Here is a 24789-nt window from a genome sequence, read left to right as displayed (position 1 = left end):
AGGCGGGAGCTGGTACATATGAAATTACTACATAAAATATTACTGACAACGTTATCTACAATGATGATTGTGTTCATCATTATTTTAAGTGTCAATATTGTAAAAACTAATTCATTAGCAGTGGAGGATGCACGACAGCTCGCTCAATCGCGGGCGTCCGAAAGTGCATATCAAATGCAAATGGAACTTGATTATGCGATGGATACAGCAAGGACAGTAGCCTCTAATCTTCAAACAATGGTAGCCAATCATAAGGGAGATCGTGATTTAGCAAACGAGATGCTCAAACAATTACTCGAACAAAATGATACCTTCCTAGGGGTTTGGACGATTTGGGAGCCAAATGCCTTTGATGGACAAGATGCTCATTTTGCCAATTCGAAAGGGCATGATGCATCAGGTCGTTTCCTTCCCTATTGGGCACGCAGCAACAATGGTGTGACGCTTGCTCCTCTAGAAGACTATGAAACTAGTGATTATTATGTATTACCTAAAACGTTGAAACAAGAGGTTATTTTAGAGCCGCTAATTTACCCAATTGATGGTCAAGATGTATTGATGACTTCCACAGCTATACCTATTCAAATAGATGGAAAAGTCGTTGGTCTTGTTGGAATTGATATAAGCTTAGAAACATTGGTAGCCATTAATAATGAAAATGTACTCTATGATACAGGGTATAGTGCCATAGTATCTCATAAGGGGACATTTGTTGCCCATCCATCTCCTGATTATGTCAATAGACCAGTGACTGAAATGGAAAAATATAAAAGTGCGGATAAAGTTTTGTCTGCTGTTGAACAGGGCAAATCCTATCTAGTAGAGGATTATTCATCCTATTTACAAGAAGCTTCCTTTATTGCTGTCTCACCTATCCAAATTGGTCAAACGTCGACACCGTGGGCATTGCAGGTAATTATTCCATCTGATGAGGTAATGGCAGCCGCAAGTGAGGCAATGTGGTTATCAATATTACTAGCTATTATTGGTATTATTGTATTAGTTGGTGCCATTACTTGGATAGCTCAGCGGATCGTCAAACCAGTGGTTCAGACAGTGGAACAGGTCAAAACCATTGCTGGTGGAAATTTAGCAGTGGAGCCGTTACAGGTTCGTTCGAAGGATGAAATTGGCGAGCTTGCACATGCAATGAATCATATGACAGACAATATGCGCGAGCTGTTACAAGCGGCTACACATATTTCCAATCAGGTGAATCTATACAGCGGAGAATTACGTGCTTCTACCAATGATATGAGCATCAGTATCGAACAGGTGTTAACAACAACAAGTGAGTTGGCGACAGGTGCTACCGTACAAGCCGAACAGGCGTCTACCACATTAGGCGTTACACATGAGGTTGAGCAGAAATTGCAAGCAATTCAAATGGCAATTGAAGAAATGCTTCAGGATTCTCAGCTTACAACAGCGTCTTCTAAACAAGGTTTAATTCATGCAGAGCAGTCTATTCAAGGGATGGAAGTGATGTCGGAAAAAGTGTCACTGACAGCTATGGTCGTCCAACAGCTCAGCGACCAATCAACAGAAATTAATCGTATTTTACAAGTCATTAATGCAATTGCAGGTCAAACAAATTTATTAGCATTAAATGCGGCGATAGAAGCTGCTCGTGCAGGTGAGCATGGCAAGGGCTTTTCAATTGTGGCAGAGGAAGTACGGAAGCTTGCTGAAGAATCAGCCAAATCAACAAGCCAAATCGCCTCCATTATTGATATGGTTGTTAGAGAAGCAGCAAAGGCTAGTGATGCTATGCAAAGTGTTGTCTTAGCTGTGGAAAACAATACGCAATATATTGATGCCAATAAGCAGGCACTTGATGCGATTTTACGCCATATTGTCGATACAGTAGCGCAAATCGATAATGTGACAGCTGCCTCCAGTGTCATTCAAAGGGAGACGCAGGAGGTTGTACGTGCAGTGGAAAATATGACGGCTGTTAGCCAACAATCCTCAGCAGGAACAGAGGAACTATTGGCAACGATGGAACAGCAAAATTTAGCGGTTCATGACATCAATAGCAAAGCCCAACAATTAACAGCTATGACGGACTCCTTACAGGCAGCACTAGCTAAATTTCAATATTAAATTAAAAGAGCTGTAGGCAAGGTGAAATTTTCATCCAACTTTGCGTACAGCTCTTATACTTATTTGAAGAAGTGTGTAATAAATTGATTCGCTTCCTGCCAGTTATAAACCCTTACAACATTATTAGGAACGGCAAGACGATTATAAGGTGTATCAAATAACACAACAGGTATTTTTAACTCCTCTGCCAGCATCACCGCATTATCATGCTTATCCTCAAAGAAAGCTTCTACATTATGTTTTTTTGCAGCGGCTAGTTTATCATGGCTGCCGAGAAGCTCGATATGGTCGTAAGGTATAGCTTGCGATTTAAACCAATCGACCGTGATGTCTGCTACATTTTCACCTCGTGCAGAAATATAATACAGCTCAAAATTATTTTTCCAAGCGCTTAGAATATTTTTTGCATCTTTTGCCACCTCAGAGACTTCATACATGTAAGGTTCATTTTCCTTAAACCAAGTATTAAAGGCACTTCGGTCAATAGGGTGTGGGAAGGCAGATAAAAAATCATATTCACAAACATCATCCAGCGTAATATTTACATTGTACTGTTTATTAATATGTGGAATGAGTGTACTTGGACATGTCACAGTCCCATCAATATCAATACCAAAGCGGGGCTTCTTCATGCTAGCACCTCCTTAGGCATTCGCTTTTTGAGCTTCTTCCGCTGCGCGTTTTTCTTCCATTTCTGCTGCTAATTTATCAATTTCTTTCTTCAGTTCTTCCACCATTGTTTCTTCTGGCACTTTACGGACTGTTTTCCCCTTCATGAATAATAAGCCTTCACCACGGGCACCAGCAATACCGATATCTGCCTCACGCGCTTCTCCAGGACCGTTTACCGCACAGCCTAATACTGCTACTTTTAAAGGTACCTTCAATTTAGAAATATATTCTTCTACTTCATTCGCAATGGAAATTAAATCAATCTCAATGCGTCCACATGTTGGACAAGAGATCAATGTTGCCATATTAGAAGCTAGACCAAAGGATTTTAATAGTTCACGTGCTACTTTTATTTCCTCAACAGGGTCTGCTGAAAGTGAAATACGTAATGTGTTACCAATTCCTTTTGATAGGATGGCTCCAAGTCCAGCCGCTGATTTTACAGTACCAGCAAACAGTGTACCTGATTCTGTAATTCCTAAATGTAGCGGATAATTAAAAGCCTTAGACGCCTTTTCATAGGCTTCAATGGCAAGATTAACGTCAGATGCCTTCATCGATACAATAATGTCGTGGAAGTCCAAGTCTTCTAAAATTTTAATATGGTGAAGAGCAGACTCAACCATACCATCAGCCGTTGGATAGCCGTATTTTTCTAAAATATGACGCTCTAATGAACCGGCATTTACACCAATACGAATTGGAATACCCTTTGCTTTAGCCGCATTCACGACAGCCTCCACTTTTTCTTTACGACCAATATTACCTGGGTTAATACGTACTTTATCGATACCATTTTCAATGGCTTTTAATGCTAATCTATAGTCAAAATGAATATCAGCTACTAAAGGAATATGGATACGTTTTTTGATTTCGGCAATTGCATCTGCAGCACGCTCATCTGGAACTGCAACTCGAACTATTTGACAGCCTGCTTCTTCAAGTCGAAGAATCTCTGCCACTGTTGCATCTACATCATGTGTTTTGGTTGTACACATACTTTGAATGAATAATTCATTACTACCACCAATTGTTAAGTTACCGACACGTACAGGACGTGTATTTGTACGGTGACAAATTTCACTCATTAACTTTCTCTCCTTTTCGGGCCACTATTTTCAGCCGTCACTGTCATTTATTTTAGCAGTGTAAGAAAATAAGGACAAGGAAGAAACGCTAACTTTTCATTTTCCGCATTTGTTTTCAAGCTCAAATGAGAGAGGAAGCTTGATATTTTCACCTGGAACTAGTGCTTGTAATTGTAAGTGTGGGTTTAAGTTGTAAAAAAGTTGTAAGCGTTCTGGAAAGGTCATGGGAACTTTAGCAGGGTGTAGAGCAAATAAACTATGGATGGTATCTCCTTCAATCGTTTGTACAGTAATATAATTTGGCTCACGCTGTTGTTCACAAAGTCCATTTTCTGAGGTCTTTGTGGATAAAGCCGCAAGTGGGATGGACCCTTCTGTTAAATCTACTTTGACGACAAAGGCAATTACGATAATGATAGTTGTTAAGATGAATGCTCGCAAAAAATCCCCTCCTTTTCTACACTATATTGAGAAGAGAGGGGATTCATGCACATTATTTTAAATTTGGTTGTTTTGGATATTTTGTAAAGGCCACAATTAATAGAGAAATGGTTAAAAATAAAGATAGTACAGTGATAACAGTACTACTAACGGGCAGATAGTCTGCTAACATCGAAAGTAACGTAGCCCAAGTGATCGCAAAGGTAGTTGTTCTCCAGATATGGCGATACTCACCCCGACGCTTCATCGCTTTCAAGATAAATAAACCTGCTAAAGCATAAAGGGCAATTTGTGCAAAAATAAGCATTGTTGTCACGACGAAAAGCATTAGGAAGGTGAATGGATATAAGAGCCATTTAATGCCCTCTATGTAATCTGTTAAACCAGTTAAACTGTCCATATCGAATGTATCAACGGACATACCTGCTGCAAAACGACCTAAAGAGAATACGGAAACAATGGTAATCAGTAGAAAAGTATATTGAATAACCTTTCCAATAGGTAATAAACGATAGGCTGCTAGTTTTTTAGGATGTATAAGACTATCAATAAAAAGCTGTGAGTGTTTCATGCTATATCTCCTCCAATCGATATTTTAACATGTTCAAAGAGGACAAGATATGAAAGAAGTATAAATGAGGAGGGTCTTGATGTTAAAATGTTAACATTATGTAAAGAAGTTAAAGGATTTCTTTACTTTTTGTTTGGAATCATTTAATGATTAGAACGAGGGTAGTAGAGATGTAGGAATTGGAGCGAAAACAATTGACAATAGATTGGCAAAGCATTCTCTTTCAGTTTTTAGGTGGGCTAGGGGTCTTTTTATTTTCCATTAAATTCATGGGGGATGGGCTACAAAAATCAGCGGATGATCGGTTACGTGAATGGTTAAATCGCTTTACCACAAACCCTATTATGGGTGTCCTAGTTGGTATATTTGTAACGATTTGCATACAATCAAGTTCTGCCACAACAGTCATCACTGTAGGGTTAGTGAGTGCTGGTTTTTTAACATTGCGTCAAGCAATCGGCGTCATTATGGGGGCAAATATTGGTACAACGATTACAGCATTTATTATTGGTATTAATATTGGACTCTATTTTTACCCTTTATTGGCAATTGGGGCTGCCTGTTTATTTTTCTTAAAGAAAGCAACGTATCAACATATTGGTCAGATTCTATTTGGCTTTGGCGGTTTATTTTTAGGGCTAGAGTTGATGAGTGCTAGTATGCAGGCGTTACACCAGCTTGCAGATTTTGCATCGTTAACGCTTCATTTAAGTAACCAACCGATATTAGGCATATTTTTAGGAACCATTTTCACCTTACTGGTGCAAAGCTCTACCGCAACGGTGGGGGTATTGCAAGGTTTATATGCAGAACAATTAATTGGTTTAAATAGTGCTTTACCGATTTTGTTTGGAGAAAATATTGGCACGACCATTACAGCAGTTTTAGCTTCTCTTGGTGCTTCTATTTATGCTAAGCGTGCAGCAGCGGCTCATGTGTTATTTAATGTGATTGGGACGATTATTTTTATGTTATTGTTCACACCGTTTATGCAATATGTACAGTGGATTAGTGGCGTATTTCATTTAGAGCCTCGCATGCAAATTGCCATTGCTCATGGCTCATTCAATGTATTTAATATGATGATCCAACTACCATTTATCGCTGGACTCGCAGCATTAGTTACAAAGCTACTGCCGGGACATGATGGCAATATCAATGTAACAACTAAGCATTTAGATCCATCATTCATTGATTCCTCACCCGCTATTGCGCTGGGTCAAGCTAAAGAAGAGGTATTGCGAATGGGTGAACATGCATTGCGTGGGTTGGAAGAAACGTTTCTATACATGAAATCTGGAGAGGTAGAGCATATTCCAACGGTGCTACAGCTAGAAGTCGGGCTTAATCATCTAGACAATGAAATTACTGATTATTTAGTAATGGTGTCTAAGCAGCCTCTTTCCCGTGCAGACTCAGTAAGACATCATACTTTATTGACAAATGTAAGGGATTTTGAACGAATTGGGGATCACTTTGAAAATATTTTAGAGCTTTTACAGTACAAGGATCACCACGAGGTAAGCTTAAGTAAATCAGCGCGACAGGACTTAATAGGTATGTTTAGTTTAGCCATAGAGGCAGTACGCAAAAGTATAGAAGCATTAGATACCGCTAGCCTGAGCTTAGCTCAAGAAGTAACAGAGCTAGAAAGCCTGATTGATGATATGGAAGATAAACTACGTCAAAAGCATATTGCCCGATTAAACACGAATGAGTGTAGCGGGGCTGCAGGAATTGTTTATATGGATATCGTTAGCAACTTAGAGCGTATAGGAGACCATGCAGTAAATATTGCAGATTCTATTTTAGGCATTCGTCATTAATGAAACTTTTCACTTTGTTATTTCGTATGAAAGGCAATGCACGTTAAAAGGAGAGAATCTTTATGGAAGTTGTTGGCTGGATCTTAGTGATTGCCTGCTTTATTATTTCATTTATTGGTTTAGTGTATCCAATTATTCCCGGAGTACTGTTTTTAGTCGGTGGATTTTTGCTCTATGGCTTATTTTTCTCATTCGCAGAGCTAAGCTGGTGGTTTTGGGTCATTGAAATACTATTTGTCGTGTTGTTATTTGGGGCGGATACTGTGGCAAATGCGTTTGGTATCAAAAAGTTTGGTGGTTCCAATGCTGGCATGTGGGGGAGCACCATCGGGTTATTAATTGGTCCATTTGTGATCCCTGTGGCAGGGATTTTAATTGGACCATTTTTAGGGGCTGTGATTGCGGAACTAATCGTTGAGAAACGTACATTTAGTGAGGCAGTGAAAAGTGGTGTCGGTTCTTTAATTGGCTTTTTAACATCTACTGTTGTCAAGGCTGTTATTCAAATTGTTATGATTATTGTATTTTTTATCGCCATTTAATGCCTCACTTTTAAGGTTTAGTGAGTGTGAGTAAAGGGTAAGATAGTAAACATATCGGTATTTCGGTCAAAAGGCTGAAATCTTCAAATTGAAGTATTTTTCGTTGAATGGTTTGACCAATTTTGATAATCTAAGGATGTACTAATTATTTCTTATTTTAGGGAGGAACTTAACAATGGCTTACGAATTACCACAATTAACTTACGCTTATGACGCATTAGAACCACATATCGATGCAAAAACAATGGAAATTCACCATTCTAAACACCACAATACTTATGTAACAAACTTAAACGCAGCAGTAGAAGGTACTGAATTTGCAGAAAAAGACATTAACGACTTAATCGCAAACCTAGATGCTCTTCCAGCTGACAAACAAACTGCTGTACGCAACAACGGTGGCGGACATGCTAACCATACATTATTCTGGGAAGTAATCGCTCCAGGCGGTTCAAATACACCAGTTGGTGAAGTAGCAAAAGCAATCGATGCTAAATTCGGTTCTTTTGATGCTTTCAAAGAAGAATTTGCTAAAGCTGCTACAACTCGCTTTGGTTCAGGTTGGGCTTGGTTAATCGTTGATGGTGACTCAGTTGCTGTTACGTCTACTCCAAACCAAGACTCTCCAGTAATGGAAGGGAAAACTCCAGTTTTAGGCTTAGATGTATGGGAACATGCATACTACCTAAACTACCAAAACCGTCGTCCAGATTACATCGGTGCTTTCTGGAACGTAGTAAACTGGGATGTAGTAGAAGCTAAATTCCAAGCTGCAAAATAATAACGAATAATTGGCTGTGCCTAAAGTGAGCATTCACGGGGCATAGCCTTTTTTTGTTGGATAAAACAGCAAATTAAGAGTTAGAATTTAAAAATATCAGGATAATGAAGCTGAAATAAAAGGATAGCATGGAATAGGGCAACCTTTCTCCATAAAGTACCGTCAAATAAATGATGTTTTACATAAGAAATCGAAAGTGCGTGCTTTTCTGTCATACCTTCGAATGGTATACTAGGTATCGTGTATTGAAATGATCAGAAGATGAGGAGGGGAATACATATGCGCAAAGCACCAGGAAAAAATCGCGCGGCGAGTGTTAAAGCAAAACATCATTCTAACTTAACATTTCGTATGAATATCCTTTTCTTTGCAATATTTATCGTATTTTCAATGTTAATTTTTAGACTTGGCTATATGCAAATCGTCAAAGGGGAAGATTATGTACGTATTTTAGAGCGTACAGAAGAGGTTCCTGTCAACACAAGTGTACCAAGGGGACGCATGTATGATCGTTATGGTCGTATTTTAGTAGATAATCACCCAGAAAATGCCATAACGTATACGAAAATGCAAACGACCACAACAGAGGAGATGCTTGATATCGCGAAAAAGCTGGCACAATTGATTGAACAGCCAACAAAGCGTGTCACATTGCGTGATAAACAGGATTTCTGGATACTACAAAATCATGATGCTGCCTATGAAAAAGTTACAGAGGCAGAAAAAGCAAAGATTAATGCACAAGAAAATATTACAACAAGTCAAATTAATGCAGAGATTGATAAACTGGTACGGGAACGTATCACAAACGAAGAACTTTTACAATTAACAGAGGCAGATTTAGAGGTATTAGCGATTTATCGTGAAATGGTATCTGGCTATAATCTATCTCCTCAAATTATTAAAAGTGAAAATGTATCAGCAGATGAATTTGCTCGTGTATCTGAGCGTTTAACTGAACTACCAGGTGTTAATACAACAACAGACTGGAAACGTGTCAAATTATCATCTTTATCTATTCTTGGACGTACAACGGTCCCAACAAAAGGGATACCGAAAGAGAAGCTCAATTACTATTTAGCACGTGACTACTCACGTAATGACCGTGTGGGAGAAAGTTACATTGAAGCACAATATGAAGAATTACTACAAGGTCAAAAAACAGTTGTGAAAAATATTACCAATAAAAAAGGTCAGGTAGTCGATACAGTTACAACCTATGAAGGGGAGCCAGGTAAAGACTTAATCCTTTCATTGGATAGTGAGCTGCAGGCTGAAACGGATAAGATTGTAGAAGAAGAACTGCTTAACTTAAAAGCACTTCCAGGCTCCTATCTATTAGATCGCGCCTTCCTAATTATGATGGATCCAAATACAGGCGACATTTTATCGATGGTAGGTAAGAAAATAGAAAAAAATCCCGAGACAGGGCAAAATGAAGTCGTTGACTATGCATATGGATCGTTTACCACGGCTTATGAGGCAGGTTCATCTGTTAAAGCAGCAACAGTTCTCACTGGCTACAATCAGGGCGTTATTTCGATGGGTACTTCAATGGGAGACGAGCCGATTAAATTAGCTAGCACGGATCCGAAAACATCTATTTTTAACAGGGCTGGATATATTCCGATGAATGACTTGTTGGCATTAGAACGTTCTTCCAACTCCTATATGTTTAAAATTGCGTTGCTGCTTAATGGAACACCTTATAGTTATGGTATGCCATTACGCTTAAAGGACGATACGTTCTCAAAAATGCGTAATAATTATGCGCAATTTGGTTTAGGTGTGAAAACAGGCATTGATTTACCAAATGAATTTAGCGGAGTGAGTGGTCCATCAGGTCCTACAATGGGTGGTAAAACACTCGACTTGGCTATTGGTCAGTATGATACGTATACACCGCTTCAACTTGCGCAATATATTTCGACAGTTGCCAATGGTGGCTATCGTATTCAGCCACATGTTGTGAAAGAGGTTCGTGACCCATCTCAGGATGGAAAGCAATTAGGACAATTAGTAACCGAAGTAGGTCCAACTATTTTGAATCAAATTGATAATCCTAAAGAAGAGATCGATTATGTAAAGCAAGGGCTACGTCGTGTATATACTGGTTCACATGGTACAGCACGAGCACAATTTGCCGATGCTCCATATACAGCAGCAGGGAAAACAGGGACTGCAGAGGTAGTGTATTATGGTCCATTACGTGAGCATTACGGCACAAATACGATTAATTTAACGCATGTTGGCTTTGCCCCATATGAAAATCCTGAAATTGCCTATGCAGTTGTGATCCCATGGGTTAATACAAATTTAGCTCCACACTACTATCAAAATAATGTCATTGCTAGACGTTCTTTAGATAAGTATTTTGAATTAAAAGCTAAATATCAAGCTGAAAAAGTAACAGATAGTAATGTGAAACAGCCAATTTTACCAGCGATTACGGAAGAAAAAATTGGAGAGAATGAGCAGGAATAAAGGGTATTGGATACGCGCTAATACAAAACGGATTTGGAAAAATTATTTCCCAAATCCGTTTTATTTTTACTTTTTTTAAGACTAGTCATGAGTAATGGAAAGGGGCGTTTGCATAGCAAAACGCCCCTTTCAGATATTTAGTGCCTTTATGCGGATAATTGCTGAATGGCTAATTCAAATTGCTCTCTTGGTTTTACCCCATAAAGCTCTATATTGTTATAGAAATAAGAAGCTAGCATAAAATCAACCGCCTCTTGAAGTGTGTAGTCCCGATGTTCCATTACTAATGATAAATATGTTTTAAAATAATCGACATTTTGTACTTTTGCATGTTTCATGACAAAGGTCAAACGCTCCTTATCATTAAAATAAATATTTCCTAACACAATTGCTTATTATAACACCTTTCCTATAGGAAGCAAGTTTCCCCTATTGTAAATTCATCTTTACAAACGTTTACAAAGCATTACATTCCTTTACATCTCTTTTACGAACCGTTTATACGACTTCAACAATCAGTCATTATAGTAAAGATTGTAAGACAAATAACTATAAAACAGTTCATGACGGAGGCAAATGAGATGAAAAAGTGGAAGTACTTAACGATGACAGCGGTAATGGGTTCTGCATTAATGCTAGGTGCATGTGGTAGCGATTCTGCACAAAACGGAAACAATACAGAAACGAACGCACCAGCAAGCTCAGGACAAGAAGCTGCTGATGAAAAGCTACAAGGGTCTGTAGCTGGAGATGGCTCATCAACAGTAGCACCAATCATTGAGGCAGTTGTTGAAGAGTATGCAGGTACACAACCAGATGTCAAAGTATCAGTGGGGGTTTCTGGTACTGGTGGTGGTTTTGAAAAATTCATCGCAGGTGAAACAGACTTTTCAAATGCATCTCGTAATATAAAAGATGAAGAGAAAGCGAAATTAGAAGAAGCGGGCATTGATTTTACAGAGCTAGCTTTAGCATATGACGGTTTATCAGTAGTCGTGAACCCAGAAAATGATTGGGTGAAGGACTTAACGGTCGAACAACTACAAAAAATTTGGATTGAAGATGGGACTGAGAAAAAATGGTCTGATATTGATCCATCTTGGCCAGATGAAAAAATCGTTTACTATTCACCAGGTACTGATTCAGGCACATACGACTACTTTGATGAAGTGATTTTAGATGGTGCAGATCTAGTAAGCTCAGCAACATTATCAGAGGATGATAATATGCTAGTGCAAGGTGTTTCTGGTGATAAAAATGCGATCGGCTTCTTCGGTTATGCTTACTACCTTGAAAATAAAGATAAATTAAACATTGTCAAAGTAAATGGCGTAGAGCCAACAAATGAAACAATTGAAGGTGGCGAATATACACCACTTTCACGTCCATTATTCACATACGTAAAAAATAGTGCGATGAAGGACAATGAAGCAGCTTACGACTTCATTAAATTTACACTTGAAAACGCAGGCGATATGGCTGAAGCAGTGGGCTATGTTCGTTTACCTGAAGAAAAATATACTGAAGGCTTAAAAACTTTAGAAGGCTTAAAATAAGAAGACATGCATAGAGGGAAAGAGATGTATGCTCTTTCCCTCACTTATTTGAAAGGAGCTCCCAATGGTTTCTCAAAAGGAAGATAAGACATCATCTGTGCAGCAATTAATTGCAAATTCGCGCAACCAAAAAACAAAGAAAATAGTGGAAAAAGCCATGCCAGCTCTATTATTTTCTGCAGCTATTATTTCGATATTAACAACATTTGGCATTGTTTTCACCCTTATTTTTGAAACGTTTGAATTCTTTAAACGCGTGTCGATTACGGATTTCCTTTTCGGTACTAAATGGTTACCGTTTTCAGGTAACGAACCGTTATTTGGGATACTGCCATTAATCGCTGGTACATTAAAAGTGACACTTATTGCAGTTGTAGTAGCTGTACCATTTGGAATTGCTTCAGCTATCTATTTAAGTGAATATGCAAGTGAGAAAACACGACGTACAGTGAAACCTATTTTAGAGGTATTAGCAGGTGTGCCAACAATTGTTTATGGCTTCTTCGCTTTAACATTTGTCACACCAGTTTTACAAGAAATTGTACCTGGACTCAAACTATTTAATGCATTAAGTCCTGGTATTGTTGTAGGGATTATGATTTTACCAATGATTACGTCTCTTTCAGAAGATGCCATGTCATCTGTACCAAATAGTATGCGTGAGGGAGCCTTAGCTCTAGGTGCGACGAAATTTGAAGTAGCAATCAAAGTGGTATTACCCGCTGCGCTTTCAGGGATTATCGCTTCAGTTGTGTTAGCTATTTCCCGGGCAATTGGAGAAACAATGATTGTATCACTTGCAGGTGGTTCAACACCGAAATTTGACCTCAATGTGACAGACTCTATTCAAACAATGACTGCATACATTGTACAGGTTTCAACTGGTGATGCGGGTTACGGTACAACCATTTATTACTCAATTTATTCAGTAGGATTCACACTATTTATCTTTACGCTAGTAATGAATTTACTTGCTCACTATATTTCGAAACGCTTCAGGGAGGTTTACTAGCATGCGCTATATGGATGACACAGTCGTCATGAAACGAATGACAAAGCGTATTACAGCAAATAAAGTTTGGAAAACTCTATTTTTCTTAGCTACAACGTTTGCACTTGTTACTTTAGCTGTTTTACTGTACCGCATTGTGACACAGGGGATTGATTACTTAAACATCGATTTCTTGACGAATTTTGCATCACGATTTGCGGATAAGGCAGGTATCAAAGCTGCTTTAATCGGTTCGCTTTGGTTAATGGCAGTTGTAGCACCAGTATCGATTATTTTAGGAGTTGGTACTGCGATTTATTTAGAGGAGTATGCCAAGAAAAATAAAATCAATGACTTTATTCGCATGAATATATCGAATCTAGCAGGTGTTCCTTCCATTGTTTTTGGATTACTTGGATTAACTATTTTTGTACGTATGATGGATCTAGGAAAAAGTATTTTAGCTGCTGGCTTTACAATGAGTTTGTTAATTTTACCGGTTATCATTGTAGCGGCTCAAGAGGCTATTCGTGCAGTGCCAAACGAACAACGTGAAGCTTCATATGGCATGGGTGCAACGAAATGGCAAACGATTTTGCGTGTTGTATTGCCAGCTGCCATTCCAGGTATTTTAACAGGAAGTATTTTAGCCTTGTCTCGTGCCATTGGAGAAACAGCTCCACTAGTTGTAATTGGAATTCCAGTTATCCTGCAGTTTTTACCGAATGGTTTACTGAGTCAATTTACAGCATTACCAATGCAAATCTATGATTGGGCAAAACGACCACAAGAAGCCTTTCAGTATGTAGCGGCAGCAGGTATTTTAGTGCTTATGACAGTGCTGTTATTAATGAATTCGATCGCCATCTATATCCGAAATAAATTCCAAAAACGTTATTAATGAGGTGACCTTATGGTATTAGATTTTAAAGAGGAAAAAACAATTGTCAAACGGAATCAGGCAACGACTAAGTCTGTAGCAGATGTGGCGAAAAATATTGTCTATGATACACGCAATTTAAACTTATGGTATGGTGACCATCATGGTTTAAAAGATGTTAATTTAAGCATCTATGAAAATGAAGTAACGGCTATTATTGGACCATCTGGCTGTGGGAAATCTACGTATCTAAAAACATTAAACCGCATGGTTGAACTTGTACCAATCGTACGTACATCAGGAGAGATTTTATATCGTGAGCGAAATATTTTAGATAAAAACTATACGGTAGAAGAATTAAGAACACGTGTAGGGATGGTATTCCAAAAGCCAAACCCGTTTCCAAAATCTATTTATGATAACATTGCCTATGGACCAAGAATTCATGGCATTAAAAATAAAAAAATTCTGGATGAAATTGTGGAGAAGTCATTAAGAGGGGCAGCCATTTGGGACGAGGTAAAAGACCGTTTGAATCAAAATGCCTACGGATTATCAGGTGGTCAGCAACAACGTATTTGTATTGCACGTTGCTTAGCGATTGAGCCTGATGTCATCTTAATGGATGAGCCAACATCTGCCTTAGACCCGATTTCTACATTGAAAGTGGAAGAGTTGGTCCAAGAACTGAAAAAGGACTATTCCATTGTCATCGTGACACATAATATGCAGCAAGCGGCACGTATTTCTGATCGTACAGCATTTTTCCTAAGTGGAGAGGTTGTCGAATACGATAAAACGGATGTTATTTTCCAAACACCAGCAGATCAACGTACAGAAGACTATATTTCGGGACGTTTCGGCTAAGGAGGAGCAATGAATGATCGTACGTGAACGTTTTGAACAAGAGTTAAAAGAGGTACAGGGGCAATTTCTTGCAATTGCCAATAGCAGTATCCTTGCATTAAAAACAGCTTTTGAAGCATTGGTAGAGCAGGATTTAGAAAAGGCTTTAAAAATTTTGGAAGACGATTTAATCATTAATCGCCTTGAAGAAGAAATTAATGACCATGTGATCCTAATGATTGCCAAGCAGCAGCCAGTAGCAACAGATTTACGCCGTCTCATGGTTCTTGTAAAGGCAGCTTCAGATATGGAAAGAGTAGGGGACTATGCGGTTAATATAGCTAAAGAAGCAATTCGAATCGGTAAGGAGCCAATGATTTTCCCAATAACAAATCTCCAAACCATGTGTAATAAAACAGTAGAAATGCTAGAGAGCATCATGAAGGCCTTTACTGAGGAAGATACGGTACGCGCTAAAGAGATTGCAGAGTTAGATGATTACGTGGACGATTTATACGGAGCGACGATCACCCTTTTACTTCGTGCTGGGGTAGAAAATCCCTCCCATATTTCACAGATTACACACCTAACATTTATTTGCCGCTATTTAGAACGTTCTGCTGATCATGCTACAAATATTGCTGAACATCTATTTTACTTAGTAAAGGGCAAACATTATGAATTAAATAATTAAGAGAGAAGAGCTGCGTTTTAGCTCTTTTTTTCATTTGCAGAAAAAAATCTCCTGAAGCAGCAACATTGTCTTTGGCTGTAGCGTCTTTATAGCGAGCGTTTTTGTATTGTCAAAAAAATTTTTTGGTTATACTATAGACATTATCCAAAAAATGTGGTGCTTAGGAGGTGCTGCTATATGAAAGATGCTATTGAATCCCTCATCAAGCAATTTGACAAGCAGTTGACAATAGAACAACTTGACTATTTACGTTTTCTCTATGAAAACCTACATATAGAGGAGTTAAGTGAAGGGGAACAACATTATTTTATCGATTATTTTTTCAAGAGTGAACCATTACGAAATATGGCAGCATTTGCTCTGGAATTGACGGATATTATGCATGAAATCCAAGAGAATATTCCTGCTATTGAGAAGGCAGAACGCTTAGCAAACGGCAAAGAGCAACGCCAGTATTATGAACGAAAATGGTCAGAGCTTAGACGTCAAAAGCTTAAGCAACAGACAACGAAAAGCGGAAATATTTACTATGTACCTTTTCATGATTATCAACAAGACCCTGGCCCGATGATTATTTGTTTAGAACAAACGACAGGAATGGCCGCTTATTCTGAGATTTGTAAAAGTATGATTTTAGCGTTATTTATGAGTGCGCATCGGGAAGGCCGTGATTTATACATTGTACCGTATGATCGGCAAATTCATGTCCACTATCGCTTTGAAAATGGGCATTTAAATTTAGCTGATTTTAAGAGTTTTATCGAATATAAGGCAAAGGGAGAGGCAGCCATTTTACCTGTTTTACAATTTGTGAAAGCATTGCTACAGGAAAATCAATTAGGTACAGAAGCAGATGTCATTATTTTTACAGAAGGAGCACCTATTGATGGGCAGCATCTCGTTGGCAAGCAAGCCAAAACGATGCTAAAGGAAATGAAGCAAAAATATCATGCTGAATTTTCAGTGATTGCCATGCATGAACATAATTTTAATAAACAGCAATTTTGGTTTGCTAGTAAGGCTTTTTTTGCAGATGATGCCATACAATAACAAGAAGGGGCTAACCATTTCTGAAGGTCGGCTCCTTTTTGCTGGCGATACATAGGTAGTTATAAAGGAGATATACATGGATTCATTACATTGGTTATTACCTAAATTTACAGTCCCAACTTGGCTAGATGGCTTAATTGCCGTCATTATTTGTTTAGTCGGTTGGCTTATTCAACGATTCATCATCAAAAAAATTATTCATCGTGTCGTGCTATTTTTAAAAGATCGTCAGCGCAATTTCCAAGCAAATGTACTGGCTCAATTTAGTAAAGCAATTGGCTATGCCTTTATGACGACGGTCATAGTGCTCAGCTTATCTTATTTAATAAAGGTTCCTTTATTTACGCATCCATCAACAAAGAATTTTGTATTGTCTATTATGGTGTTTCTTGCTTTTAAAGGGATTTATGATGTTTTGAATTTCTATACGAAACAACCATTTGAATTAACGAGCGAAGAGGATCAGAATGTTTTATTACCGTTTTTCCTACGAATAGGTAAAGTGCTTATCATGATTTTTGCTATGTTTACGATTGCTTCCTTTTGGGATTTTAATCTGAATGGCTTTTTAACTGGAATTGGCTTAACGGGTGTGGCGATTGCCTTTGGGATTCGCGATACACTAGCGCATGTATTTGGTGGCATGTCCGTAGCTTTAGATAATCCATTCCAAATAGGAGATTGGATAGCGACAGAGGATCAAAAAATTGAAGGAACGATTGAGGATATCAATTTAAGAAGTACGTTAATTCAAACAGGAGACAAAGGACTTGTATATGTGCCGAACTCCTATTTAGTGAACCGTCCACTTTATAATTTATCTAAGCGAGAAAAACGGAAATGTGAGCAGTTTTTATATATCGCTGCTGATAATGATGAGGAAGACATACGTAGCGCTTTAACGGCCATTCATAAGGAAATTTATTTACATGCTAAAACAGAGAAAGACATGATTCATGTATTTATAGATGAGTTTCATTATGATTCGTATCGCGTGCTTGTTCGATTCTTTGTTGCCACAAATGATACTGCTGTTATGCTGGAAGTACGACAGGATATTTTATTTGCCATTCGTCAAATAATGGAGGAGCTATCGATTACATTAGCTAGCCATCCTGAAGATGAAAGTCTACGAAATAAAAAATAAATTGAATTGTAAGATAGTTTGCTTTACAATATTACCAAGAAATCAGCTTTGATGAAGAGTAGTAGCTAGTACAATTTGTTATAGAGAGCTAGTGGTTGGTGAAAACTAGTACAAATGTTTAGTGAATGGACTTCGGAGCTCTAATCCTGAAAACAGTATGGATTAGCGGATGCCTACGTTATAAGGCTTAAAGAGGGTTTTCTTATCAGGAGACCAATGAAGGTGGCACCACGGCTTTTCCGTCCTTTTGTGATGGAAAGGCCTTTTTATATTTTTTTCTTTAGACAGCATATATTTTAGCTGAATGAAGAGAAAGCCTTTAGCAGATTTCTGCTGCTAAAGATAGATGAGGTGTAGATGAGCAGAGCTTAGAGAAGGAGAGAAGAGAGTATGGCAGTTGAGCTTAGAAAGTATGCTATGAAAGTATTACAGGGGGATATGATGACCCCGATCTCTGTGTATCAATCACTGAAAGGGCAGCATAAAATGTTGTTCGAATCCTCAGCGAAACATGAGGAAAGTGGGCGATATTCCTTTATCGCTATCAATCCAGTGGCTGAACTAAAAGGAAACAATGAAGAATTCGTGTTTTCAAAAGGATCAAAAAATGACAAGGCTAGGGGCAATGTGCTTGATCGATTAAAAGAACTAATACCCTTTCATGAAGAAAGCTATCCTTTTGCTTTCTTTGGAGGAGCTATAGGTTTCTTTGGCTATGAAACAGCATTTTACACAGAACAAATAGGTGACTATTTACAGGATGATTTAGCTATGCCTGATGTTCATGTTTTTTTCTATGATACATTTATTGTTTTTGATCATCTAACACAGGAAATTACACTAGCTTCGATTGATCTATTTCAGGATGGACGTTCATTACAGGAGATGGAAGCTGCTATTACAACGATGGAGCAACAGCTTTGTGCAGGCACAACCTTTGAGGCATTAAAGGTGGATGAGTTACAGTTTAAGCCAATGATTTCAAAGGAACGATTTATTGCTTTGGTGGAACGTGCTAAACAGCATATTTTGAGAGGTGATATTTTCCAAATTGTGTTATCGCAACGTTTTTCTGCACCATTTACAGGTTCGCCATTCTCGCTCTATCGTCAATTGCGCACGTCTAACCCGTCACCCTATATGTTTTATATGGATTATGGGGACTATGTTATTTTAGGAACATCTCCTGAAAGTCTTGTAAAGGTAAAAAATCGAAAAGTGACAACCAACCCAATAGCGGGTACAAAGCCGCGTGGCACGACAATAGAACAGGATGAAGCAATCGCAAATGCGCTATTAGAGGATAGCAAGGAAATAGCTGAACACCGTATGTTAGTGGATTTAGGTCGCAATGATCTTGGTCGTATTGCAAAAGTCGGTTCCGTCAAGCTAACCAAATACATGAAAATAGAGCGCTATAAATATGTGATGCATATGGTATCTGAGGTGATTGCTGAATTGCGAGATGACCTTCATGTTCTGGATGTACTTCGTGCTTGTTTACCTGCTGGTACAGTGTCAGGGGCACCAAAAATTCGTGCCATGCAATTGATTAATGAATTAGAACCAGTAAAGCGTGGGGTATATGCGGGAGCGGTAGGCTATATTTCGACAACTGGTGATATGGACTTGGCCCTCGCAATTCGTACGATGCTCATTAAGGACCAAAAGGCACATGTACAGGCAGGAGCAGGTATTGTTTATGATTCGATTCCATTGTCAGAATATGAAGAAACACTGAATAAGGCACGTGCCCTATTGGAGGTAAAAAAATGATTTTAATAATAGATAACTATGATTCTTTTACCTATAATTTATTTCAACAAATCAGTATGCTTGGAAAAAGCGTCAAGGTCATACGAAATGATGCCATTACTATAGAAGAAATTCAAAAACTATCGCCAGAAGCCATCATTTTATCACCAGGGCCAGGAACGCCAAATGAAGCAGGTATAACAATAGAGGTCATCAAGGTGCTCTATCAAAAAATCCCTATTTTAGGTATCTGTCTTGGGCACCAATCTATAGGGCAGGCTTTTGGCGCAAATATTGTGCAGGCCAAAAACATTATGCATGGAAAGCTGTCCCCATTACAATACGAGCAAACAGGTTTATTTGCCCAATTAGATGGAGATATCGAGGTTATGCGATATCATTCACTTATTATTGAAGAACAAACTTTACACAAGGATTTTAAGATACTCGCCACAGCGGGAGATGACGGAGAGATTATGGCCATTCAACATAAAGAATATCCTCTTTATGGGCTGCAGTTTCATCCTGAATCAATCGGCACAAAAGAAGGCAGTATGATGATGCAAGCCTTTCTGGAAAGTATAGCTTAATAAAAAAGCTGTCGCCTCATCTGAATGGGCGACAGCTTTTTAAGTTATTGTTTCTTGCCTGTAATTAAATTAGCTATTTCTTCTAAGGTCATGGAAGAATTGACCTCATAGGAGCCGATTTGTAAGCTTCTAGCATATTTAGGGTTAGCGAGTAGTAACTCCATTTCAACACTATTGGTAATAATGCCACCGTCTTCAAGTTTTTGTGCCACACTATACGGTGTGATGCCACTATAGATTTGCAGAGACATCGTTGTTACATCCGTAGCCGTTTCTTCATCAGCTTGTTCAGATGCATCTGTTGTAGAAGTTTTTTCAGTCGTATGTACTTGCTTTAATTGATCCTTTAACGAGGCAATTTCTTGATTGGCCTTACTTAATTTGTTTTGTAGTTCTTCTACCTGTTGTTGATTGGAAAATTCCTTGGTAGGAAGACCAATAGTTACATCGAAGCGGTTTGCGAGTGCGAGCAATGCCCCAACAAGAAAAACGGCTATACCAAATGCACGAATGGCAGACTTATTCATTAATTAACGCCCCCCGTTTGCAATCACTTGCCGAACTTGCTCTTCTGTTAAATTTGAGCGAATACTAATATCTGCTACAGAAAGTCCCTGTTTATTTAATTCAAGTACCTGACTAATAATAATTTGATGAATCGGTTTTGCTGCTGCTGTGGTTTGTCCAACTTTTGAAGCCTGTGCAGCCTGTTGAACGGCCTGCATGACTTGGTGCACTTTAGGATCTTGACCTTTTGGAGGGATACTTGATTTTGATTTCACTTGGAACTCAGGCTCTAGTAAAAGTTCTTCCTCCACAATCTTAAGGCGACGCTTTAAATTATTCGTTTCTTGGAAGATGGAGATAGATAATTCTTCGACATCTTGTTCGATTTTTTTCGTGCTATTTTTGAAAAAGAACGAAACAATGATCAGAAAAATTCCGATACTCATTAATACGATGGATAAATCCAATAGTTTCACCTCAATGTAGTATGTAATTATAAGATATTTTACCATATGCAAACTTAATATGAAATGAAGGTAGATTTTTTTTCAGTTTATGTTATAATAGGTTAGTCGTATAAATCATGCTCAAATTTAAATTCTTGATATAGAGTGGGAGGGTTAATGATGCGCGTAAATATTACTTTAGCTTGCACAGATTGCGGCGAACGTAACTACATTTCTAAAAAGAACAAGCGTAACAATCCAGAGCGTCTTGAACTTAAAAAATATTGCTCTCGCGAGAAGAAATACACTCTTCACCGTGAAACTAAGTAATCGCTCATTAAGCCAAAACCACAAGTGGTTTTGGCTTTCTACATTTTATCAAATCATTCAATGTAACACTTCCAGGAGGATATGACGTTTTACGATATAGGAGGTAGCCTAGATGGATAAAACAACTTTACGAAACACGGTACGCAAAGACCTTGCAACCTTGACGGATGAAGATTATTATCGTCAATCATTAGCTGTGTTAAAAAAGGTGCTACAGGAACCATATATAATAGAAGCAAATACAATTGGTATGACCATTTCAAATAAGCCAGAAGTCGACACAATTCTTCTAATTGAGGAATTATGGAAACTAGGGAAAAAGGTCGCAGTTCCTAAATGTCACCCGAAAACAAGAGAAATGTCATTTTATGCAATTGATTCATTTGCACAGCTTGAAACTGTATATATGCATTTGCGTGAGCCCATTCCAGCAAAAAGTGAGTTTGTTGACGCAAATGAGATGGATATCATTATTGTACCAGGCGTTGTTTTTGATCCATACGGTTATCGAATCGGCTATGGCGGTGGTTATTATGACCGCTATGTATTAAACTATAACAAGGGTAAGCTGATGTCGTTGCTCTTTGATGAGCAAATCATTGATTGTGTTCCTACTGAAGCACATGATTGCCCAGTAGATATCATTGTGACGCCTACAAAACGTATTGACTGTGTTGCACAACGAGGAGCGAACGAAAATGGATAAAATGCTAGATATTTATGAACTCTTGAAAACATATGGTACCTATATTTATACACGTGATCCTATTGGCGATTTGATGCTGATGGAGGATGAAATACGTGAGCTCTATAAAGCGAATGTACTAGATATAAAAGATTATCAAATGGCCCTCCTGCTTATTCGACAAGAAACAACAAGACTTCGTATGGAAGAGCATAAAAAGTAATGTTTGAAATATAATGTAATTGGGTATTGTAAAATTAATGTAACATGTATGTAATATTCTTAAAAACAGTGGGTTTCCGCTGTTTTTATGTTTTTACGAAACTTTTTACAATGCAAAACGTATATATAGATATCTGGTGCATAGAAAGAGCAAAGAGAAAAAATTTTCCATGAGATATGTGTTGATTATCTGTTAAAAAAGGATTAAGATATATTTTGTTTCCGTAACAAAATGTAAAAAATTATTATTTTTTTGTAAGGAAGTAGGGAGGATGTTAGGAATGAAATCAATAAAGTGGCCTAAACATTCATTTATGATACTAGCAATTATAGCAACTTGGATCAAAACGGTCATTGTTTACCACACAAGCTTTGAAATGAAAATTGAAAATGCAATGCAACAGTTTATTTTATTTATTAATCCATTAAGCTTCTTGCTATTTACGTATGGTTTATCACTATTCTTTAAATCAGCAAAAGCTAGAAATCGTTATTTGATTACGGTCAGCGTTATTTTGTCCATTGTTTTATACGGAAATGTAGCGTTCTATCGATTCTACAATGATTTTATTACGCTACCAGTATTATTCCAAACAAGTAACTTTGGTGACTTAGGAACATCAGTAGCAGCCATTGTTGAGCCTTGGGATGTATTATATTTCGTTGATGTCGTTATCTTAATCTTAGCGAATAAATTTTTACCAAAAATGAAAGATGCATTTAAAGTGAATATTGAATTCCGTCGTGCATTTTTTGTGCTTGCAATAGCAATGACATTCTTAAATTTAGGATTAGCAGAAACGGAGCGTCCACAATTACTAACACGTAGTTTTGACCGCGAATTATTAGTAAAAAACATTGGTACGTACAATTACCACTTGTATGACATTTATATTCAATCTAAATCATCTGCACAACGTGCGTTAGCCGATGGTAGTGAACTAGTAGAAGTGAACAACTATATACGCTCTAATCAGGCTGCTGTAAATCCAGAGATGTTTGGGAAATATAAAGGTCGTAACCTGATTGTGGTGTCGATGGAGTCATTACAAAACTTTGTCATTAATAATGACATGAATGGTCATGAAATTACGCCATTTTTAAACTCTTTAACAAAAGATAAAGATACGTATTATTTCAGTAACTTCTATCACCAAACAGGTTTAGGAAAAACATCTGACTCCGAGTTTATTGTTGAAAACTCATTGTTTGGTTTAGGTCGAGGTGCTGTATTCTTCACGCATGGTGGAAATACGTATAATTCAATGGCTGAACGCCTTGGAGAAAATGGATACTTTACAAATGTCATGCACCCTAATAATAAATCATTCTGGAATCGTGACATGATGTATCAATCGTTAAAAATTAATAAATTCTACGATATAGATTCATATACTGTGGAAGAGGGGCAAGCTGTAAACTGGGGAATGAAAGATGTTCCATTCTTAGAGCAATCAGCTGCTTTAATGAAAGATATGCCTCAGCCATTCTACTCTAGACTTATTACTTTAACGAACCATTATCCATTTACATTGGATCCAGAAGATATTATGATTCCTGAATATGATTCAAATTCAGGTACATTAAATCGTTACTTCCAAACAGTACGTTACATGGATGAGGCATTAAAAGACTTCTTCCAACAGTTAAAAGATCAAGGTGTCTATGATAATTCTATTATTGTGATGTATGGGGATCACTATGGTATTTCTGAGAACCATAATAAAGCAATGGCACAATATTTAGGAAAAGATCAAATTACACCAATGGATAATGCAATGCTTCAAGAAGTACCTTTATTCATTCACATCCCAGGAGCGGGCGATGGAAAAGAAATGACTGAGATTTCAGGACAAATGGATTTACGTCCAACGATCTTACACCTTCTTGGCGTTGAAACGTCAAAAGATATGCAAATGGGTGCGGATTTATTCTCTCCAGAGCATGAGGACTTTGTAGTCTTCCGTGATGGACGCTTTATTACAGATAAATACGTCTATGCTGGTGAAGCTTGCTATGACAAAGCAACTGGCGAAGAAATAGATGGTGAGCCATGTCAGTCTTATGCTGATCGTGCCACAATGGAGCTAGAAAATTCCGATGCCATCATTAATGGCGACTTACTTCGCTTCTATGACGAAAAAACAGGTAATTTAAAGCAGGATTCAGTTAAGTAATCAAAGAGAGATCTCGTATAGGGATCTCTCTTTTTATATTGCTGATATAAAGGAATTGGTCACAATCAACCATTCATAATATTTTTTTGTGAATCTTATGCTAAAGAAAACACCTTTCGCAATGTTTTACAACATGATGCAACGTGAATACACTTTATTGGGCATTTCTTTTTATTGACAAATAGAAAGATACGATTATAATAAGTGTAAATATCTGCATAACGAAGATTTGTTTTTCGCATTTCGGAGTATAAGAGTGAAAGGCATCGAAAAGAACGAGTAACTTTAATGGAACTAACAGAGAGTAGCCGGTTGTTGAGAGGCGCAAGGGGATATTAAAGTGAATACATCTTGGAGCTGCGTACCGAAACTTTAGTAGGCTACGACGGGGTTGCATCCGTA

The 24789-nt window shown here is 37.9% G+C and carries 25 protein-coding genes and 2 other annotated features (1 of these 27 only partly in view); of the genes, 18 read left to right on the top strand and 7 right to left on the bottom strand.

Annotation, left to right across the window (positions count from 1 at the left end; genetic code table 11):
- Positions 1-18 precede the first annotated feature (18 nt).
- Positions 19-2106, top strand: coding sequence for a methyl-accepting chemotaxis protein (locus PSR12_RS15300; RefSeq protein WP_221680114.1), 2088 nt, complete (start codon positions 19-21; stop codon positions 2104-2106).
- A gap of 59 nt (positions 2107-2165) precedes the next feature.
- On the opposite strand, the gene PSR12_RS15295 is transcribed toward PSR12_RS15300, so the two are convergent.
- The 4 genes from PSR12_RS15295 to PSR12_RS15280 form a co-directional block, all read right to left on the bottom strand.
- Positions 2166-2738 carry a 5' nucleotidase, NT5C type gene (locus PSR12_RS15295; RefSeq protein ID WP_221680115.1) on the bottom strand — a complete coding sequence of 191 codons (573 nt, stop codon included), beginning with the start codon at positions 2736-2738 and terminating at the stop codon, positions 2166-2168.
- 12 nt (positions 2739-2750) lie between these two features.
- Complete coding sequence (gene ispG / locus PSR12_RS15290; protein ID WP_221680116.1) at positions 2751-3866, bottom strand: flavodoxin-dependent (E)-4-hydroxy-3-methylbut-2-enyl-diphosphate synthase; 1116 nt, start codon at positions 3864-3866, stop codon at positions 2751-2753.
- Positions 3867-3962: 96 nt separating this feature from the next.
- The gene (locus PSR12_RS15285) at positions 3963-4307 is read right to left on the bottom strand and encodes a hypothetical protein (RefSeq protein WP_221680117.1); all 345 of its coding nucleotides are present in this window, start codon (positions 4305-4307) and stop codon (positions 3963-3965) included.
- Positions 4308-4359: 52 nt separating this feature from the next.
- Positions 4360-4878, bottom strand: a complete 519-nt coding sequence (locus PSR12_RS15280) for a DUF1189 family protein (RefSeq protein WP_221680118.1) — start codon at positions 4876-4878, stop codon at positions 4360-4362.
- Positions 4879-5072: 194 nt separating this feature from the next.
- Here PSR12_RS15280 and PSR12_RS15275 point away from each other — a divergent pair, with 194 nt between their 5' ends.
- The 4 genes from PSR12_RS15275 (at position 5073) to PSR12_RS15260 (ending at position 10511) form a co-directional block, all read left to right on the top strand.
- A complete protein-coding gene (locus PSR12_RS15275) occupies positions 5073-6704 on the top strand; it encodes a Na/Pi cotransporter family protein (RefSeq protein ID WP_221680119.1) in 1632 nt (543 codons plus the stop codon).
- Positions 6705-6766: 62 nt separating this feature from the next.
- On the top strand, positions 6767-7246 hold the full coding sequence (locus tag PSR12_RS15270) for a DUF456 domain-containing protein (protein WP_004230999.1): 480 nt from the start codon (positions 6767-6769) through the stop codon (positions 7244-7246).
- A gap of 175 nt (positions 7247-7421) precedes the next feature.
- Complete coding sequence (locus PSR12_RS15265) at positions 7422-8027, top strand: superoxide dismutase (RefSeq protein WP_016995356.1); 606 nt, start codon at positions 7422-7424, stop codon at positions 8025-8027.
- A 279-nt stretch (positions 8028-8306) separates the two neighbouring features.
- On the top strand, positions 8307-10511 hold the full coding sequence (locus PSR12_RS15260) for a peptidoglycan D,D-transpeptidase FtsI family protein (protein ID WP_221680120.1): 2205 nt from the start codon (positions 8307-8309) through the stop codon (positions 10509-10511).
- A gap of 146 nt (positions 10512-10657) precedes the next feature.
- Here the strand turns inward: PSR12_RS15260 and PSR12_RS15255 are convergent, their stop codons facing one another.
- Positions 10658-10849 (bottom strand): hypothetical protein, encoded by a 192-nt coding sequence (locus tag PSR12_RS15255; RefSeq protein WP_221680121.1) that lies wholly within the window; start codon positions 10847-10849, stop codon positions 10658-10660.
- 243 nt (positions 10850-11092) lie between these two features.
- Between PSR12_RS15255 and PSR12_RS15250 the strand changes: the two genes are divergently transcribed.
- From PSR12_RS15250 to PSR12_RS15210, 9 genes are all read left to right on the top strand, one after another.
- Positions 11093-12067 (top strand): PstS family phosphate ABC transporter substrate-binding protein, encoded by a 975-nt coding sequence (locus PSR12_RS15250; RefSeq protein WP_221680122.1) that lies wholly within the window; start codon positions 11093-11095, stop codon positions 12065-12067.
- A gap of 64 nt (positions 12068-12131) precedes the next feature.
- On the top strand, positions 12132-13079 hold the full coding sequence (pstC, locus tag PSR12_RS15245; protein ID WP_004231004.1) for a phosphate ABC transporter permease subunit PstC: 948 nt from the start codon (positions 12132-12134) through the stop codon (positions 13077-13079).
- 1 nt (position 13080) lies between these two features.
- On the top strand, positions 13081-13959 hold the full coding sequence (pstA, locus tag PSR12_RS15240; RefSeq protein ID WP_221680123.1) for a phosphate ABC transporter permease PstA: 879 nt from the start codon (positions 13081-13083) through the stop codon (positions 13957-13959).
- Between the two features lie 12 nt (positions 13960-13971).
- Positions 13972-14805 (top strand): phosphate ABC transporter ATP-binding protein PstB, encoded by an 834-nt coding sequence (pstB, locus tag PSR12_RS15235; RefSeq protein WP_004231006.1) that lies wholly within the window; start codon positions 13972-13974, stop codon positions 14803-14805.
- A 13-nt stretch (positions 14806-14818) separates the two neighbouring features.
- The gene (gene phoU, locus PSR12_RS15230) at positions 14819-15478 is read left to right on the top strand and encodes a phosphate signaling complex protein PhoU (protein WP_004231007.1); all 660 of its coding nucleotides are present in this window, start codon (positions 14819-14821) and stop codon (positions 15476-15478) included.
- Positions 15479-15655: 177 nt separating this feature from the next.
- Positions 15656-16528, top strand: a complete 873-nt coding sequence (locus PSR12_RS15225; protein ID WP_221680124.1) for a vWA domain-containing protein — start codon at positions 15656-15658, stop codon at positions 16526-16528.
- Positions 16529-16604: 76 nt separating this feature from the next.
- Complete coding sequence (locus tag PSR12_RS15220; RefSeq protein WP_221680125.1) at positions 16605-17675, top strand: mechanosensitive ion channel family protein; 1071 nt, start codon at positions 16605-16607, stop codon at positions 17673-17675.
- A gap of 39 nt (positions 17676-17714) precedes the next feature.
- Positions 17715-17925: a binding site (T-box leader), on the top strand.
- Positions 17926-18065: 140 nt separating this feature from the next.
- Positions 18066-19451, top strand: coding sequence for an anthranilate synthase component I (gene trpE / locus PSR12_RS15215; RefSeq protein WP_221680126.1), 1386 nt, complete (start codon positions 18066-18068; stop codon positions 19449-19451).
- Positions 19448-20020 (top strand): anthranilate synthase component II, encoded by a 573-nt coding sequence (locus tag PSR12_RS15210; protein WP_221680127.1) that lies wholly within the window; start codon positions 19448-19450, stop codon positions 20018-20020. The genes trpE and PSR12_RS15210 overlap by 4 nt, the downstream gene beginning before the upstream one ends.
- A 44-nt stretch (positions 20021-20064) precedes the next feature.
- On the opposite strand, the gene PSR12_RS15205 is transcribed toward PSR12_RS15210, so the two are convergent.
- Positions 20065-20547, bottom strand: a complete 483-nt coding sequence (locus PSR12_RS15205) for a hypothetical protein (RefSeq protein ID WP_221680128.1) — start codon at positions 20545-20547, stop codon at positions 20065-20067.
- 3 nt (positions 20548-20550) lie between these two features.
- Entirely contained in the window at positions 20551-21003 is a 453-nt protein-coding gene (locus PSR12_RS15200) for a hypothetical protein (protein ID WP_263082506.1), read from the bottom strand.
- Between the two features lie 150 nt (positions 21004-21153).
- Here PSR12_RS15200 and rpmG point away from each other — a divergent pair, with 150 nt between their 5' ends.
- The 4 genes from rpmG to PSR12_RS15180 all read left to right on the top strand — a co-directional run bounded on the left by rpmG (position 21154) and on the right by PSR12_RS15180 (position 24387).
- Positions 21154-21303, top strand: coding sequence for a 50S ribosomal protein L33 (gene rpmG / locus PSR12_RS15195; RefSeq protein WP_008408521.1), 150 nt, complete (start codon positions 21154-21156; stop codon positions 21301-21303).
- A gap of 112 nt (positions 21304-21415) precedes the next feature.
- A complete protein-coding gene (locus PSR12_RS15190; protein ID WP_221680130.1) occupies positions 21416-22009 on the top strand; it encodes a 5-formyltetrahydrofolate cyclo-ligase in 594 nt (197 codons plus the stop codon).
- Positions 22002-22211, top strand: a complete 210-nt coding sequence (locus PSR12_RS15185; protein ID WP_004231021.1) for a YqgQ family protein — start codon at positions 22002-22004, stop codon at positions 22209-22211. Before PSR12_RS15190 ends, PSR12_RS15185 begins: the two co-directional genes overlap by 8 nt.
- A 280-nt stretch (positions 22212-22491) precedes the next feature.
- Positions 22492-24387: an LTA synthase family protein gene (locus PSR12_RS15180; RefSeq protein ID WP_004231024.1), complete on the top strand. Its 1896-nt coding sequence runs from the start codon at positions 22492-22494 to the stop codon at positions 24385-24387.
- A 257-nt stretch (positions 24388-24644) separates the two neighbouring features.
- Positions 24645-24789: a binding site (T-box leader), on the top strand; it runs 97 nt beyond the window's last position.

Source organism: Lysinibacillus sp. G01H (assembly GCF_028872195.1).
Classification (GTDB): Bacteria; Bacillota; Bacilli; order Bacillales_A; family Planococcaceae; genus Lysinibacillus; species Lysinibacillus capsici.
Note: the sequence above shows the minus strand (reverse complement) of the source record. Positions and strands in the feature narration are given on the sequence as shown.